The sequence below is a fragment of the Tessaracoccus sp. ZS01 genome, assembly GCF_022342445.1.
In the GTDB taxonomy this organism is placed as follows: domain Bacteria; phylum Actinomycetota; class Actinomycetes; order Propionibacteriales; family Propionibacteriaceae; genus Arachnia.
On record NZ_PQFE01000012.1, the window covers coordinates 1 to 15,699 of the forward strand.

The window sequence follows — 15,699 nt, forward strand, 5'->3', positions numbered from 1 at the left end:
CTCCCCGCCCAGCCCATCAGCCTCTCGGCGGCCTCCGAGCGGTTCGCGCCGTCCTTCACCATGGAGCGACACCGCGCGCCCAGCGCCGACGGCACCCCCGTCCCGTACTTCCTCATCACCCCCGACGACGACCAATCGGGCCCCCGCCCCACGCTCCTCTACGGCTACGGCGGCTTCAAGATCCCCGTCCTCGCCGACTACCGCCCCGGCTGGTCCGCGTGGCTGGCGGCCGGGGGAGCGCTCGCGATCGCCAACCTGCGCGGCGGCGGTGAGTTCGGCACCCGCTGGTACGACGACGGCCGCCTGGCCAACAAGCAGCGCGTGTTCGACGACTTCATCGGGGTCGCCGAACACCTCATCTCCACGGGCGTCACCACCTCGAAGCAGCTGGCCATCTACGGCCGCTCCAACGGCGGCCTCCTCGTCGGCGCCGCGCTCACGCAGCGCCCCGACCTGTTCGCGGCGGCGATGCCCACCGTCGGCGTGCTGGACGTGCTGCGGTTCCACAAGTTCACGATTGGCTCGGCCTGGATCAGCGACTTCGGCGACCCCGACACCCCCGAGGGCTTCGACGCGGCCTACGCCTACTCACCGCTGCACCGCATCGAGGAGGGCACCCAGTACCCGCCGACGATGATCCTCACCGCTGACCACGACGACCGGGTGGTGCCGCTGCACAGCTTCAAGTTCGCGGCGGCCCTGCAGGCCGTGTCGCCCGCCGAGGCGTGGCTCCGGGTGGAGACCTCAGCCGGCCACGGTGCGGGGAAGTCGTTGCAGATGGTCGCCAGCGAGTGGGCCGATCTTCTGGCGTTCGCGGCCCACCACACGGGCCTCGTTTCCTGAGCCAGCACCTCTGCGATTTGGTCGAAGTGCCCGCCGGCCTAACTCAGCGCCTCCACGACAGCCGCAGCAATCGCGTCCTGCGCCTCAGCCGACAACGACGTGCCGTCACCCAAACCAGGCTGGCCTGCACTCACGAACACCCCGTCGACGGCGTCCAGCGCCGCGCTGATGCTGCGACCGTGCAGCGTCAGCCAGTACTCAGCCACATCCTCCGTGGTGACAGGCGAGATGCCGACGATCTCGGCGTCCGGAAGTGCCTTCCTCAAGGCTGCGTAGTACGCGTCAGCCCCCGGCGTGATGCTGTAGTCCCCGTCGGCGACCCCACCGAACGTCACCACCAGATCAGGCTGCGCGTCCACCACCAGGTCCACAGACTTCGCGAAGTTCGCGCACGGGGAGAAGTCGCACTCCCGGGGAGCCGTGATGTAGCCGCGACCGGGGGAGGAGAGGTTGACTACCTCACCCCAGCCCAGCGCCTCTGCGGCTGTGGTCACCCAGGTGTCGTCGCCGATGGAGTGGGAGTCGCCGATGACCACGACGGTGGACCCGCCGACGGCCGGCGACTCAGACACATTCGGCTCCGGCGACGTCTCGACGACGGCCGGCGGCACACTCTCGCTCACGTCTGCGGTGGGCGACGGGGTCGCCGACTCCGAGACGACCACCGACGGTGATGACGATTCAGCCACGGGATCCGACGTCGGGGTCACGGCAGCGGCGGAGCTCCCGCTCGGGGTGGGCTCGGCCTCGATGGGCCGGTTCATCAGCAGCGCGGCGGCGGCCAGGACGACGGCGAGCACGCCGAGCACGATCAAGCCGATGATGCTCAGCCTGCCGAAATCACGGGGAGTGCGCATGACCCTGTCTTCCTGTCATCGAAATTCACGGAACGCCTCAGAGGCTAGTGCACCGTTGCCTCTGACGGCGTGCACCCGGCCCCGAGTCGGCTACCCGGGGCACTTCGGGTTAGGGTAGACAAAGCGGTGACCCGTCGCCGCCCTAACATCCCCTGTGGAACAACGGATAAGGCACCGGATCGGTCTGGAGCGCCCTGGCTGGACAAGGAATCATTGATGGAGTTGCAGCAGTACCTGCAGATCGTTCGCCGATACTGGAGGAGCACGCTGGCAACCGTATTCCTGTGTATCGCCCTGGCAGCCGGCTTCACCTTGCTGCAGAGCCCCACGTACAGCGCCACCTCGTCCGTCTTCATCACGGTGGAGAGCGGCGGCACGGCGGGCGAACTCTCTCAGGGCGCGACGTACGCCGAGCGCACGGTGGGCTCATTCGTCTCCGTCGCCACCTCCGCCCTGGTGCTGCAGCCGGTCATCGACGAGCTGGGCTTGGATCTGACGGTCAAGCAATTGGCGTCAAAGCTGAGCGTGTCGACACCCGCCGCGACATCGATCATCAAGGTTGCTGCGGAGGACGATTCCTCGCTGGGTGCCGCTGAGCTGTCCAACGCAGTGGCGGCGAGCCTCCAGCGCTCGACCGAGGCGCTCGCACCGGCCGGGCCGGACGGCACTCGCCTCGTGAGCGCCACGGTGATCGATGCAGCGGTCGCGCCCGCTTCACCCTCTGCCCCCCGCCCGGCAATGAACCTCGCGCTCGGCGCGCTCTTGGGCCTCCTGCTCGGCTTCGGGCAAGCAGTACTGCGCAGCGTCCTTGACACCCGGGTCCGCAGCGCCGAGGATCTGGCACAGATCACGGATGCCTCCGTCCTCGCGGAGATCGGCCACCACGAGAAGCCGGTTGCGGGCCGGGCGGCCGGGAAGGACGGCGTCCAGTGGGCCAGCGCTGAGTCCTACCGCAAGCTCCGCACCAGCATCGGCTTCGTCGGCCTGGGCGGCGAGCGCCGCTCATCCATGGTCATCACGTCGTCAGTGGAGGGGGAGGGCAAGACGGAAACGGCGACCAACCTTGCGCGAGTCCTGGCTCTGGCGGGTGAGCGCGTCCTCCTGATTGACGCCGACTTGCGCCGCCCCCAAGTGGGCGAGAGGCTGCGGATCGACAGCCAACTCGGGCTCTCCGATGTCCTGACGGGGCGCGGTTCGCTGCAGGATCTCATCATCGACGTGGCCCCCGGCTACCTGTCCGTGCTGCCTTCGGGGACGGTGCCTCCCAATCCATCAGAACTCCTAGGGTCGGAGGCGATGGGGCACCTTCTTGCGACCGTGGAGCGTCAGTACGACTACGTGCTCCTCGATGCACCGCCCCTCCTTCCGGTCACCGACGCTGTTGTCTTGGCGGCCGAGGCAGGCGGGGCTGTGGTGGTATCACGCTCGGGGACGGTCAGACGCCAGCAACTCGCCGCAGCCCTGGACGTACTGGAGTCCGCCGATGCCACCCTGCTGGGCGTGGTCCTAAACGACGTGCCCGCTTCTCACTCAGACACGTACGGGTACTACTACACCGCTAAGAAGCCTGTGTCCGCCTGAGCTGTGCCATCACAACGAGACCCCAATTGGAAAGCCCGCCGCACTTGGGCTTATGGTGGTTCGGGCCGAAGTTCTTGGGGTGTCGGACTTGACGGGGCGTGTTCGCCAGTCCGAGAACGTAACAAGGGCCAGAGGATCCACAAAGGGGGAACACGTTCCGTGACGGCAGCAACCACCAACCAACGCCCAATCGAAGGATCGGTCGTCGCGATTACGGGTGGCACCGGATCCTTCGGGTCGACGATGGCCCGTTCCCTTCTGGAACGCAACGTCGAACGGATTCACATCTTCAGCCGCGATGAAGCCAAACAAGACGACATGCGCCGTCGGCTCAACGATGAGCGAGTTCGATTCTTCCTCGGAGACGTGCGCGACGAAAGCAGCATCGTTCCAGCGATGAGGGGAGTCGATTACGTCTTCCACGCCGCTGCTCTGAAGCAGGTTCCTTCCTGCGAGTTCTTCCCTCAGCAGGCGGTGTTGACCAACGTCAACGGCAGCCACAACGTGATCCGGGCCGCCGCGAACGCGGGTGTCCGTTCCTTGGTGTGCCTGAGCACGGACAAGGCGGTCTATCCGGTGAACGCCATGGGTATGTCCAAAGCGCTGATGGAGAAGACGGCTCAGGCTTTTGCCCGTAACTTCTCCGAGTCGGGCATGGCGGTGTCGGTCACGAGGTACGGCAACGTGATGTACTCCCGCGGATCTGTGATTCCGCTGTTCGTGCGCCAGCTGCAGGATGGCAAGCCACTGACCCTGACCGAGCCTTCCATGACTCGGTTCTTGATGTCACTCGGGGACTCCGTGGACCTTGTAGACCACGCCTTTACCAACGCTGCGCCGGGTGATCTGTTCATCAAGAAGGCACCCGCCTCCACCGTTGAGACCTTGGCCCGCGCAGTCGCCAGTCTGTTTGGGATCGATGATCCGGACATCCGGGTTATCGGTATTCGCCACGGCGAGAAGACGCACGAAACGCTCCTTAGCCGTGAGGAGATTGTGAAGGCGAGCGATGAGGGCGAGTACTTCCGTGTCCCTCTGGACGCCCGCTCGCTCCAGTACGAGCTGTACTTCGACGAGGGCGAAACGGCCATCTCGCGGAGTGACGACTACACCTCGGCGAACACCTACCAGTTGAACATTGAAGAAACGAAGGAGCTGCTGATGCGGCTCCCGGAGATCCGAGACATCGTGGGAGCACGCTGAAGTGTCGACGCAGTGGCCCGAAGAAACGAACCCAGCCGTCGCGCTAACGGGGGCGCGCGGGTTTCTTGGCTGGCACACGAGAGGTGCTCTTCATTCCAACGGCACTTCAATCGTCCCGGTTGCAGTTGGTGCCGAGTTCGACGTCAACGCGGCGGCGGCGGCGCTCGAGGGGGCCCCACGTCTCATTCACATAGCTGGCGTGAACAGGGGATCGGACGACGAAGTCCGTGAGGGAAACGTCCTGTTCGCAAACCAGATGTCGCAGACGCTGCGTCGTGTCAAGAATCCGCCGTCAGCGGTGGTGTTCGCCAACTCGACTCAAGCAGGCAACGGCTCGGTCTACGGACAGGCCAAGGAGCAAGCGGCTGCGATTCTCGCCAGCGCAGCAGGCGAACTAGGCCTGGAGTTCGTCGACGTGAACCTGCCGAACCTATTCGGCGAACATGGAAGACCTTTCTATAATGCGGTGACTTCCACCTTCTGTCACACTTTGGCAGAGGGCGGTCACCCGAAGGTTATCGACGACAAGGAGCTCACGCTTCTGCACGCGCAGAACGCAGCGGACCTGCTTACGGGAATTGTGCCGTTGACGCGTCAGGCGGAACTGGAAGAGCAGACCCACGTGTCCGAACTCCTCGGTCGACTGGCTCATTTCGCGGAGGTTTACTCATCAGGATTGATTCCTGACCTGACGGACCCATTCGAGCGTGACCTGTTCAACACCTATCGGTCCTACGCCTTCGCAGTCCGGCCTGAGATCCGTTTAAGGAAGAACACCGATCCTAGGGGTTCGTTCTTCGAGATCGTCCGTGGCGCAGGTGGCGAGAGCCAGTCCTCCTTCTCCACAACCGTTCCAGGAGTCAGCCGGGGCGATCACTATCACCGGCGAAAGATCGAGCGCTTCACCGTTCTTGCGGGTGAAGCAACTATCGAGGTTCGGAAGCTTTTCACGAACCAGGTCTTGGCGTTCCACGTCACGGGCGATGTCCCCGTCTCGATTGACATGCCGACTCTGTGGCCGCACAGGATCACGAACACCGGTTCGCAAACCCTCTTCACCTCGTTTTGGGTGAATGAGCTCTACAACGAAAACCGTCCTGACACCGTGAAGGAGTTGGTCTGAGATGGCAGGCCGTCTGAAAGTACTGACCGTGGTGGGTACGCGTCCCGAGATCATCCGCATGTCGAGGATCATCGCTGCCTTTGAGCAACACACCGATCACGTGCTCGTCCACACTGGTCAGAACTACGACTATGAACTCAACGAGATCTTCTTCGAGGACCTCGGGTTGCGGCGTCCCGATCACTTCCTTGACGCAGATACCAGTTCTCTGGGCGCAGTCCTTGGTGACGTTCTGCGTGGGACGGAGCGAGTCCTCATGAGGGAACAGCCCGATGCGATGGTTGTCTTAGGGGACACCAACTCGTGTATTTCCGCTCTTATCGCACGGCGCCTCAAAGTGCCGACGTACCACCTAGAGGCTGGGAACCGCTCGTTTGACCCTAATGTTCCGGAAGAGATAAACCGACACTTGGTTGACCATGTTGCTGATTACAACTTGGTCTACTCAGAACATTCGCGGCGGAATTTGCTGGACGAGGGTCTATCTCCCGCTACTGTCATACATATGGGTTCACCGATGCGTGAGGTGATTGACTTTTATCGCGGGGCCATAGATGCATCGGATGTGCTTGAGCGGCTTTCGCTTACTAAGGGCGAGTACTTAGTTGCCTCAGTTCACCGTGAAGAGAACGTGGACTCTATTGAGCGGCTGCAACATGTGCTTGAGTCATTGGCTGCTGTGGCCGAGGACCAGCTAGTGCCTATGCTTGTTTCCACTCATCCTAGGACTCGCAAGCGGATCGCGCAGTACGGACTGCTGCCTAAAGCAAACGTAATTCTGCACAAACCCCTCGGTTTCAGTGACTATGTTAAGCTTCAAAGATCTGCGCGCTGTGTGATCTCCGACTCCGGAACAATCTCCGAGGAGTCCACGATCCTCGGCTTCCCCGCGGTGACGATCCGGGACGCTATAGAACGGCCCGAGGCGCTGGAGGTTGGCGGGATGATTGTCACCGGCTTGGATCCGAAGGACGTGTCGGATGCGGTCGCAATCACTATCTCTCAACATCGAGAGGCAGGGGTTGCCGCCATACCCCATGACTACTTGATTACTGACTCATCTCGGCGGGTGCTGAACCTAATCCGTTCAACCGCTCAGTCGCACCACGCGCGAAATGCTGTTCGAGTCGACCGCAAAGCGAATGGAGCTATGCCGCCTGCCTTCATACCGGGACCCGAGCGACCGTGAGGAGGTTCTTGTCCCGCAGGAGTTGGGCACAGCGATCGCACCTAGTCTTGGTAAGCCCGCTAATGCCACCCGTGGGCGGCGTTACGCGCTGGACTGCCACTGTGGCGGCGGAGTTGTCACGGCAAGGGGTTTCCTATTCGATCATAAACACCAGTCCGCGACGACGCTCTCTAGATGGACAGACCCTACTTGAGCGGGTCTGCGGGGGTCTCTTAAGCGGCGTCTCAACGAGTTTTTGCCTGATGCGAACCGCTCTGCGAACGAAGATCTCAGTCCTGCACATCTCGACTAGCGGGGGGCTTGCGCTCGCGAGGGATTTCGCTATCGCGGTCATTGGAAAACTCGTCGGCGCTCGCGTAATCCTGCACCTCCACCAGGGACGCTTGCCGGTCGTTCTCGAGCGCGGTGCCTTCGAATCGTTCTGTATGAACCTTCTCGTCGGAATCATCGACGATCTGTTGCTCCTAGACGCAAATAGTGCCGCGTCTGCCGTGGAGCGGTGGGGTCAGGAGAAGGTCCAAGTCGTTCCGAACCCCGTCGCCCTCAGGGAAGTCAAAAAGGCAAAGGCGCGGCCGCGGAAGATCCTCCTCTACTTGGGATGGGTGACAGAGTCTAAAGGCGTGGAAGACTTGCTCACCGCTTGGACGCAGCTCGCCCCCTCCTACCGAGACTGGGATCTGGACTTCGTGGGCGCCGTATCCCCGGGCTACAAGAAGGAACTCGTCGATCGGTTCCCGCCCACTCGATGGCGCCTGCTGGGTGAACTTTCTCACCAAGATGCGATGGAGTACCTTGCTTCAGCCGAAGTGCTCATCCTTCCGAGTCATTCGGAAGGTTTTCCAAATGTGATCTTAGAAGCGATGCTTTTGGGTAAAGCCATTGTTGCGACGCGGGTGGGAGCCATTCCGGAAATGCTGGACGAGGGTGGAGGCTTGCTGACCGCGCCTGGGGCCCCAGATGAACTCTGCGCAGCGCTTAGCTGGGTCATGAAAGATGATGACTTCCGGCATGAAATCGGACAGGAAGGAAAGAAGAAAGCCACGCGGGACTATGCCGCGACGAAGATTGTTGAACAATACAGACGAGTCTGGCGGATTTAGTTGTGATCTATTCCGGAATATTGAACTCTCGACGCACCGGCACTCAGGATAGGCAGGCATGCACGCGACGGCTGGTTTTCCTAGCCGTGCCCACCTTGCTGACGGGTGGGGCTGAGAACTTCGTTCTGGCTATTGCAACAAGGTTCGATCCTAATGTTTTTGAGATAGTCGTCATCGTCACACGGGGTCAGGCGACTGCCGAAAACGTAGCGCGTTTACGAAGGGCCGGACTGGAGGTTGTCATGCTCGGTCGGCGCTCATGGATTACCTCGCTGCTGGCAACCGCCCTGCTCTGTCTGCGGAGGAGGCCGGACGTGATCCATACTAACATCGGCTCGTTGCTGCACGTCTCCCTCGGCTCGGCGTTGCTCCCTCGCCCTGTGACCCGCATTCACACCCTCCACAACATCGCTGGCTTCGCCGAGCGAGGCCTCCGAATGCGCATGGTCCGCGGTGTCCTTCGGCACCAGGGGTTCCAGTTGGTGTCAATTTCGAACGCCGTTACGCGATCTGCTGTTTCCGAATTTCACCTCGACTCCGAGCGGGTCTGCTTGATTCCAAATGGTGTTGACACGAACTGGTTTGCGCCGTCCCCAGATCGAGACTCGGTGCAGCGCCAAGGTACAAGGTTTGTGGCTGTTGGCTCTCTGCTTCCGGTTAAGGCACACGGGAACCTCGTACGTGCTTTTGCTGGCATGCTGCCAAGTCTGCGTGAGGATTGTTTTCTGACAATCGTTGGGGGCGGTCCCCTTTACGCGGAGTTGCAGGACTTGATCGAGACTCTTGGCTTGAAGGCACATGTGAACCTTCTCGGACAGTGCAAAGACGTGCGGTCAATCTTGTTGACCTCGGATATCTTCGTCTCTGGTTCACGCTCTGAGGGGTTCCCCCTATCACTTCTCGAAGCAATGGCGACGGGCCTGCCATCTATAGTCACGGCGGTGGGCGGCGTGGTGGATGCTGTCAGGGATGAAGAGGAGGGGCTGCTTGTAGCACCGCAGAATGTCGCCGCGTTGACGAACGCCATGGAGCGCTTAGTTCAGGATGCGCCTCTCAGAAAAGCACTGAGCCGAAACGCACGGCAGAGAGCTCTGAAGTTCTCGTGGGACAAATGCGTCAATGCTTACAGCAAATTGTACCGGGCGGGCTGAGCGTGTCGCATCAACGTTGCCCCGCTGTAGTTCATAGTGGAAGTCGTCGGCCTCATTCGCCTGCGTCTGGTGTCAGTGCCTCGGGCGTAGTGGTTGCACTTTTCATCGCTTCTCTTCCCCTTACCATGCTTCAATGGGGCTCGCTTGGATCGGTTCAGCGACTCGTCAGCGTCGTTCTCGGCGCTTGCACCCTCATAGTTCTATACCGAAAACACACAGTTCTAGCGTTCACCATGGCAGCGCGCTTTTGGATTGCCTACACGGCGTGGATGCTGATGGCTGTCTGTTGGACCGTGACGTCGGTGACAGCAAGTATGACATCCGCGTTGGGCGTTGTCCTCTTGACCGCGGTCTTAGTCCTAATGGCCCAGTTGCCCTTTAACAGTCACGACTATTGGTTGATTCGTCGGTCATGGACGGTCATGGCGATCTTCGCCGCCGCGATGTTTTTCGCATTCGGTGAGCAGAGCCGCCTTGGTGCGAGGACGCATTTGGTGCTTGAGTCTGGCGGATCGGACCCGAATGAATTCAGCGCCTATCTGATTCTGCCGTTAGCCTACTTCGTCGAATCCTCGATCACTGCGGGAGGAACAAGACGGTTGTTGGCGGCGGCATCCACCGTCGGCTCCATCTACATCATTGTCCTGACCGGCTCCCGAGCGGGTGTGATCGCCGCCCTCGTCGTGATCCTGATTGTTTCCATTCGTCAAGCAGGACGGGGTATCCGGAACTTAGCCATCGTTGGCACAGTGGGCGCTGTATGCACCCTGATTGTGTCGGAGTACGTGTGGCCCCTCGTTCCTGAGTCTGTTCGGGCCCGGCTTTCCATCGAAGCTCTCGTTCAAGATCGTGGCAGTTTACGGGCCGACATATGGAAGAGTGGTGTCGACCTAGTGGCTTCATCCGATTTTCGATTCATCGTCGGTTTCGGCCCAAACGGCGCACCCTTGGACCACCATGTGATGCATAATCACTTCCTCCAAGTCTTAGTAGACGGAGGCGTAATTGGTCTCTTGCTGTTCCTCGGCATCATCCTCACAGCGCTTCGTGCTTCTTGGTGCAGCGTTCCTATATTCGCCGCCACTGTTGGAGTCACCATAATGATGACTACCCTGACGGCGTACTCGAACTTCCGGCCTGCCTGGGCGGTTCTCTTCATGGCCCTGCTGATTTCAAGCGTGCGCAAGTCGCACGAGGGCGTCTCACCGAAAGGTTCTAGTCCTCACCGGTTGCACGCCGAGTGGACTCCGGTGCCGCATACCCAGGGTTTTGCCGAGGCAGATGGAAGGGTTTCGCCATGAGGGTCCTGGTTATCTCGAGCCATTTTCCTCCCGAGCCAGTGATTGGATCAGTCCGACCTAGCCGAATTGCGTCGTTTCTGCGTTCACAAGGACACCACGTGATAGCACTGACGAAAGGCGGACCCTGGGGCAGGGACCGAGGGGACGGATCTGATGTGGTACGGACGCCGTGGATTCGTCTTCCGATTCTCCGGTACATTCGCCCGGGCCTGATCACGCAAGCGCCTCCGCCTCCTGCCGTCGGAGCTCAAGGAAGTGGCGGAGGGCCCCTAGGGCGCGCTCGGAAATGGATTTCCCGGCTGGCTCATGAACTGCTCTCCTTTCCAGATCAAGAGGGGGGATGGATTCCCTTTGCGTACTTAGAGGGGGGGAGAATACTAGCGGACGAGAAGATCGACGTGATCCTCGCCTCTGGGCCGAGCTTTGCCAGCCACCTCATCGCATCGGCTCTCGCACGACGCTACTCCGTCCCCTGGGTCGCTGACTACCGCGATCTGTGGACTACCGGCGATTACTATGCGTTTAGTTCGCTTCGTAGACGAATTGATAGTCGCGTCGAGCGTCGGATCTTGGCGGGGGCATCGGCAACCACCGCCATCGGAGACACTATGGCGCGGCACTTGACGGAGCGCTTTTCAATTTCCTCGACTGTGGTTCGAAACGGCGCGGATGACGTCACTCTGAGACCGCTTGGCCAGCGCGTGCCGTTGAGCTCAGCAAGGGTAAACCTGCTTTATGTCGGGAACAACTTCTACGGTGGGCGGCGCTCTCCGCTATTGCTTTTCCGTGCTGCCCGAGCGTTAAGTTTGACGCCTTCAGAAATACGGTTTCACTTCTTGGGATCGGATCCAGACTTGCTGGCCACGATCATCGATGCTGAAGGCGTGCGACAACTTGTTCAATTTCATGATCCAGTCGGGCATGACGAGTCGCTGGAGATCCAGGGCTGCGCGGACATGCTTATCCTTCTGCTCTGGGATGATCCACGTGAGGCGGGCACCTTGCCGGCTAAGCTTTTCGAGTATGCGGCTGCTCGGAGACCGGTCGTTCTGGTCGGGTATGTCCACGGGGAGGCAGCGCACGTCGTGAAGGATAATCGCCTCGGCTGGATGGTGGACGACTTGGAATCGGCATGCGAAGTGATGGTCCAGGTGTTGAGGACTAAGCCGTCGGCTTCACTACTGGCAGATCTTCCCGAGGCCAAGCAACTTTCGCGGAAAGGTCAGTTGAAAATCCTGGAGGGCGTTCTCTGTGCTGTCGCGGACTCTGGCAGCAGTAACGTGCGAGGCGCCCAGAGTAAAGATGAGCCCAGTGGGTCGTAAACCGGGTCCCGCACTGCGGGCGATCACCTTGTTGGCCTCCGGCACTGCACTGGGGCAACTCATAGCCATCGGCGCAATGCCGTTGATCACACGAATATACTCTCCCGCCGAGTATGGCGTGCTTGGCCTTTTCTCTTCAGTGGTTGTAATCGCGGGTAGTGTGGCGGGGCTCAAGTACGACGCTGCGGTGATTCTTCCCGCTCGCAATGGTGATGGCAACAGGATCGCTATTGGACTCTTTGTCATTTCAATTCTGAGCGTGGCCATCTCCTCAGCGATTCTGCTCTTGTTCCTGATCGCATCACAGTTCTTCGGCGGCGGCCTGCTCGTGTCGATGGGACACTGGGCGCTGTTGCTGCCGGTCGGAACGTTTGCGGCGGGTGTTTCCCTCTCGTTCACGGCTCTGGCCACGAGGGCAGGCGAGTTCTCCCGGCTCAGTCACCTTCCCCCCTTGCAGAAGGGCGCTTCCGTAGTTGTCCAAATCGGCGGTGGCCTATTAGGTGTTGGTGTTGGGGGGCTTCTCGTGGGTGCCCTCCTGCAGTCTTTTGTCAGCATTGGGCTTTTGGCCAGGGGGCGGTTGAAGTCGGTGCTGCTAGTCGCCCTTTCATTTCGTGGGACTGGTGAACTTCGCGGAGTTGCCCACCGGTATCGAGACTTCCCTTCAGTGAACGCTCCGACTGCCTTGCTGAATTCCCTCGCTTGGAACAGTCAGATCTTCCTTCTCGCCCTCTTCTACACGCCCGACGAGTTGGGCATGTTCTCTCTTGCGATGGGGATGGTGGGATTGCCACTTAACGTGATTCTGACAGCGGTGTCTCAAGTGTATCTGCGCGAGAGCGCTGATCGGAAGAGCAGGCCCGACCGTGCTCGCTTTCTGTGGGTTCGAGTGTTGGTCGGGTTGTTGCTATTGTCCGTTCCGATTTTCGTTGGACTCGTTTTGTTCTGCCGATACTTGGTCGTTCCGATTTTCGGTTCCGCCTGGTCTTTGACCGAAATGATTGCACTAGCACTTTTGCCGATCCTGTGGGGAAGGTTCGTTACAACCACCCTCACCACCACCTTCACCGTATACCGACGGCAAGTGTGGATGCTCGTCTGGCAGGTCTTCGCTGTGCTGGTGACTTCTGCGGCGTACTTGCTGGGGGGTGCCAACGGGCTCCGAATTGACGAAACGGTCGCACTGGCGAGTTGGGCCACACTCCCCGTGTATTTGGCGATCATCCCCCTCTCCCTACGCGCGATGAGTCTGGGTGTCGTACGGTCTTAGGGGTTTCTCAAAGGCTAGCCAGCACGTGCTTGTCGTCGATGTCCCTCAATGCTGACCCCGTCGTGCCGGGTGGATTCTCTGGCCTGGGGCAACAAGTGACTGCTGCACGCATAGGTGACATCTCTCTTGGGTGCTGGCCCGGAGCACAGAACCTCAGCTCCGAGGGGCAGCGTGTCGTCAAGGCGAGAAGCGCTGCCCATCCCCACAGTCCTAAGGAGTGGATCACCTCAGCGGAATACGGCTATCCTTGACGAACGATGGCCAAGGCGGTAATTGCGAGAACGCGCAAGTCACCTTGGAACGTCCGGTTCGCCACATAGTGCAGGTATTGGTTTACCTTCTGTGGAAGAATCTGTTCGATGTAGGTGCGTCTTGGATTATCGGATAGCGCTAGGATGGCCGCCTCGTCACGAAAAACAACCGAAGCTGGATCGGTGATCCCAGGCCGTACGGACAGGATCGTGACGCGCGCCTCCTCGGGCCAGTGTTCAACGAATTCAGGAACTTCGGGTCGCGGGCCAACAAGACTCATATCACCAAGCAACACATCAAAGAGTTGAGGGAGTTCATCGATCTTCGTTAAACGGATCACCTTCCCGACTCGGGTGATCCGGGGGTCCGTCGTGGTGGAGACCGACAATCCGGCACCGGTCACCATCGAGCGAAATTTGCGGATTCTGAAAACCGTGCCATTCTGTCCCACGCGTTCTTGGCGATATATGGCGGGGCCTTGTGAATCAAGTTTGACTGCGACGGCAGTAATCAGGAAGATCGGCGACAGGACAATTAGGCCCAGGGTCGATGCGATGACATCTCGGGCCCGATACATATCCATTATGGGCAGTTTCCCCGTTCCGCGGATGGGGACAACACGAGATTGTGGCGGTACACGTTCATCACTCGTCCCCTCCCCTCTACTATTTGCCCAGCATGTTTCCAGCCAGTTCGCAAGTAAAACCCATTTGCGGCGCGGTTGTTCTCTGCATCGGTGGTCAGGTATGCAGACCCGGCGCCCATTTGGGCCGCACGCGCTGTCCATGCTGTAAGAACTTTGGTCCCCACGCCGCCGCCTTGAACTTCGGGGCTGACGCATATGGAACTGAGCAGAGCGGCCATGGGGGGGGCGCTGATGCCCCCCTCGGTAGGCCACTGCCGCCACGAGGCGTGGTAACGCCGCGGGGTTTCGAAGAGTCGCTCGAAGCGAGGCCCTCACGAACCCGGACCAACGGCGGAGCAGTAATCTGCGGTAAAAGCCAGCCGGTTCTGTAGTGCCAACGGCGACGGCGACTGGGGCACCCTCGTGACCTCGAATGAACGCGATGATCGAAGTCGAGTCCTCGAGAAAACCAGCGTAGAACTCCTCAAGGAAGTCAGTCCCTAAGCTGGAAAGGAAGAAGTCTGGAAAAGCACGCCGGTGTAGCTCGGCCAGTGCCGGAACGTCTGCGGTTTCGAATGACAGCTTGAGCTCCATATTCGCACCTATCGCTTTCTCTTCTGGCTCATGCTTCTGGACGGGTGTTGGGCGCTAGTGGAAGTGACCAAATTGACGAGCGAATCCACCTGTGTTCCGAGTCGGCTGACGGAAAACTCGTTCTCGTAAAGCTGTCGTGCCCGGACACCGAGTTCGGTAGTTCCGCTCCGGCCCGCGGACAGCCAAGACCGCAGAGCAGATTCAATGGACGGCACATCGCTTGGTGCAGCGGCAAAGCCAACCCCGCGACTGCTGACTAGGTCGGCCACATCCCCGTCTCCGGCGACAACGATGGCCTTACCTGAGGCCAATATTGCCTGAGTCTTACTAGGCATCGTGACTCCGCTGGTGGTGTGCTGCGCCAAGCTGATGTACGCCACATCCGCGGTAGCCATCAAGTCGGTCATGTCTTCCTCGGGGACCCGCCCTAGGAAGTGCACAGTCGAAAGTCCCAACTGGACCGTCATGTCTCGAAGCAGGGGTTCTTGGGTGCCGGACCCAGCCAGCAACACAGTTGGACGCCATTGGGGCTCAATCGCGGCGCAGGCCTGAAGCAGCGGGCCAAGGTCCTGAGCTGCGCCCATCGCGCCAGCGTAAAGGAGCACGTTGGCGTCAGCTGCGATGTTGAGTGCCGAGCGAAGAGAACTCCCGTGGGTGTGGTAGATCTCCTCGTTAGTTGCCTTGGGGATGTAGTGTAGACGTTCGTTACGCACACCTCGTCCCTCTAGTGTCAAGCCAGCGCTGGGAGATATGTGAACGACCGCTCGTGAGGACGCGTACATGGCCTTGCACCATGCGTCGATCAGTCCCCAGCCCAATTGCGCCACCCGGCCGCTGGACCTCAGCCCGGCGACTGCCAACGTATCTGGCCACAAGTCTGCAACCTCGCAAATGACCGGGACGCGGCGGCCATAGCGCGTTAGCCACATGGGCAGAGCAAGGGTGATCGGGGAATAGTTCACCCAGAGGACGTCGAGCTGGGGTAGGCGCGGAACCCCTAGGAGCGCGGCACTCACCGCAAAGGACGTGTAGTTCGCGATCCTGCGAACGCTAGATGCATCATGGCTTGGATAGAGGGGCACACGGAGGACGGTTACGCCGTCCAGCACTTCCTGGAAGAGAGGGGTTTGGCGGTAACCTGCCGCGACTCTTCCATCGGGATAGTTCGGAAATCCCGTCAACACGTAAACCTCGTGGCCGAGGTCCACTAGTTGCCGAGCCATAACTCCCGTGGTTGATGCTGGCCCGGGTTCGGGGTCGTACCACTGACTTAGTATCCCGATGCGCAAGT

Annotated in this window: 14 protein-coding genes; 10 read left to right on the forward strand and 4 right to left on the reverse strand. The window is 60.3% G+C overall.

Translation table 11 applies throughout. The features are described 5' to 3' along the window. Nucleotides 1–843 (forward strand): prolyl oligopeptidase family serine peptidase (locus C3E87_RS10675; protein WP_143570999.1); only part of this gene is annotated, 843 nt, incomplete at its 5' end. 38 nt (nt 844–881) lie between these two features. Here C3E87_RS10675 and C3E87_RS10680 read toward each other — a convergent pair. Further along, a complete protein-coding gene (locus tag C3E87_RS10680; protein WP_076062581.1) occupies nt 882–1,700 on the reverse strand; it encodes an SGNH/GDSL hydrolase family protein in 819 nt (272 codons plus the stop codon). 216 nt (nt 1,701–1,916) lie between these two features. Between C3E87_RS10680 and C3E87_RS10685 the strand changes: the two genes are divergently transcribed. From C3E87_RS10685 to C3E87_RS10725, 9 genes are all read left to right on the forward strand, one after another. Further along, nucleotides 1,917–3,281 carry a polysaccharide biosynthesis tyrosine autokinase gene (locus C3E87_RS10685; protein ID WP_076062584.1) on the forward strand — a complete coding sequence of 455 codons (1,365 nt, stop codon included), beginning with the start codon at nt 1,917–1,919 and terminating at the stop codon, nt 3,279–3,281. 159 nt (nt 3,282–3,440) lie between these two features. Next, entirely contained in the window at nt 3,441–4,484 is a 1,044-nt protein-coding gene (locus tag C3E87_RS10690) for a polysaccharide biosynthesis protein (RefSeq protein WP_304442053.1), read from the forward strand. Between the two features lies 1 nt (nt 4,485). Then, nucleotides 4,486–5,607 carry a capsular biosynthesis protein gene (locus tag C3E87_RS10695; RefSeq protein WP_076062586.1) on the forward strand — a complete coding sequence of 374 codons (1,122 nt, stop codon included), beginning with the start codon at nt 4,486–4,488 and terminating at the stop codon, nt 5,605–5,607. A gap of 1 nt (nt 5,608) precedes the next feature. Beyond that, a complete protein-coding gene (wecB, locus tag C3E87_RS10700) occupies nt 5,609–6,796 on the forward strand; it encodes a non-hydrolyzing UDP-N-acetylglucosamine 2-epimerase (protein ID WP_076062589.1) in 1,188 nt (395 codons plus the stop codon). 242 nt (nt 6,797–7,038) lie between these two features. Continuing rightward, nucleotides 7,039–7,896, forward strand: coding sequence for a glycosyltransferase family 4 protein (locus C3E87_RS10705; RefSeq protein WP_076062591.1), 858 nt, complete (start codon nt 7,039–7,041; stop codon nt 7,894–7,896). An 86-nt stretch (nt 7,897–7,982) separates the two neighbouring features. Then, entirely contained in the window at nt 7,983–9,047 is a 1,065-nt protein-coding gene (locus C3E87_RS10710) for a glycosyltransferase (RefSeq protein WP_076062593.1), read from the forward strand. Between the two features lie 233 nt (nt 9,048–9,280). Continuing rightward, nucleotides 9,281–10,348: an O-antigen ligase gene (locus C3E87_RS10715; RefSeq protein WP_158069075.1), complete on the forward strand. Its 1,068-nt coding sequence runs from the start codon at nt 9,281–9,283 to the stop codon at nt 10,346–10,348. Further along, nucleotides 10,345–11,670 carry a glycosyltransferase gene (locus tag C3E87_RS10720; RefSeq protein WP_076062599.1) on the forward strand — a complete coding sequence of 442 codons (1,326 nt, stop codon included), beginning with the start codon at nt 10,345–10,347 and terminating at the stop codon, nt 11,668–11,670. Before C3E87_RS10715 ends, C3E87_RS10720 begins: the two co-directional genes overlap by 4 nt. Further along, nucleotides 11,660–12,937 (forward strand): lipopolysaccharide biosynthesis protein, encoded by a 1,278-nt coding sequence (locus C3E87_RS10725; protein ID WP_076062602.1) that lies wholly within the window; start codon nt 11,660–11,662, stop codon nt 12,935–12,937. Before C3E87_RS10720 ends, C3E87_RS10725 begins: the two co-directional genes overlap by 11 nt. A 241-nt stretch (nt 12,938–13,178) precedes the next feature. Here C3E87_RS10725 and C3E87_RS10730 read toward each other — a convergent pair whose 3' ends face one another. The 3 genes from C3E87_RS10730 to C3E87_RS14945 form a co-directional block, all read right to left on the reverse strand. Beyond that, the gene (locus tag C3E87_RS10730) at nt 13,179–13,772 is read right to left on the reverse strand and encodes a sugar transferase (RefSeq protein ID WP_076062604.1); all 594 of its coding nucleotides are present in this window, start codon (nt 13,770–13,772) and stop codon (nt 13,179–13,181) included. Beyond that, nucleotides 13,772–14,053, reverse strand: a complete 282-nt coding sequence (locus C3E87_RS14940) for an N-acetyltransferase (protein ID WP_076062606.1) — start codon at nt 14,051–14,053, stop codon at nt 13,772–13,774. Before C3E87_RS14940 ends, C3E87_RS10730 begins: the two co-directional genes overlap by 1 nt. 363 nt (nt 14,054–14,416) lie before the next feature. Further along, nucleotides 14,417–15,697 (reverse strand): glycosyltransferase family 4 protein, encoded by a 1,281-nt coding sequence (locus C3E87_RS14945; RefSeq protein ID WP_143571001.1) that lies wholly within the window; start codon nt 15,695–15,697, stop codon nt 14,417–14,419. Nucleotides 15,698–15,699 lie beyond the last annotated feature (2 nt).

Excerpts from the sequence above, each read along its gene's own strand:
- C3E87_RS10680 (WP_076062581.1), bottom strand. The coding sequence starts at position 1,700 with ATGCGCACTCCCCGTGATTTCGGCAGGCTGAGCATCATCGGCTTGATC.
- C3E87_RS10730 (WP_076062604.1), bottom strand. The coding sequence starts at position 13,772 with ATGGATATGTATCGGGCCCGAGATGTCATCGCATCGACCCTGGGCCTA.
- C3E87_RS14940 (WP_076062606.1), bottom strand. The coding sequence starts at position 14,053 with ATGGCCGCTCTGCTCAGTTCCATATGCGTCAGCCCCGAAGTTCAAGGC.
- C3E87_RS10705 (WP_076062591.1), top strand. The coding sequence starts at position 7,039 with ATGCGAACCGCTCTGCGAACGAAGATCTCAGTCCTGCACATCTCGACT.
- C3E87_RS10720 (WP_076062599.1), top strand. The coding sequence starts at position 10,345 with ATGAGGGTCCTGGTTATCTCGAGCCATTTTCCTCCCGAGCCAGTGATT.
- wecB (WP_076062589.1), top strand. The coding sequence starts at position 5,609 with ATGGCAGGCCGTCTGAAAGTACTGACCGTGGTGGGTACGCGTCCCGAG.
- C3E87_RS10685 (WP_076062584.1), top strand. The coding sequence starts at position 1,917 with ATGGAGTTGCAGCAGTACCTGCAGATCGTTCGCCGATACTGGAGGAGC.
- C3E87_RS10715 (WP_158069075.1), top strand. The coding sequence starts at position 9,281 with ATGGCAGCGCGCTTTTGGATTGCCTACACGGCGTGGATGCTGATGGCT.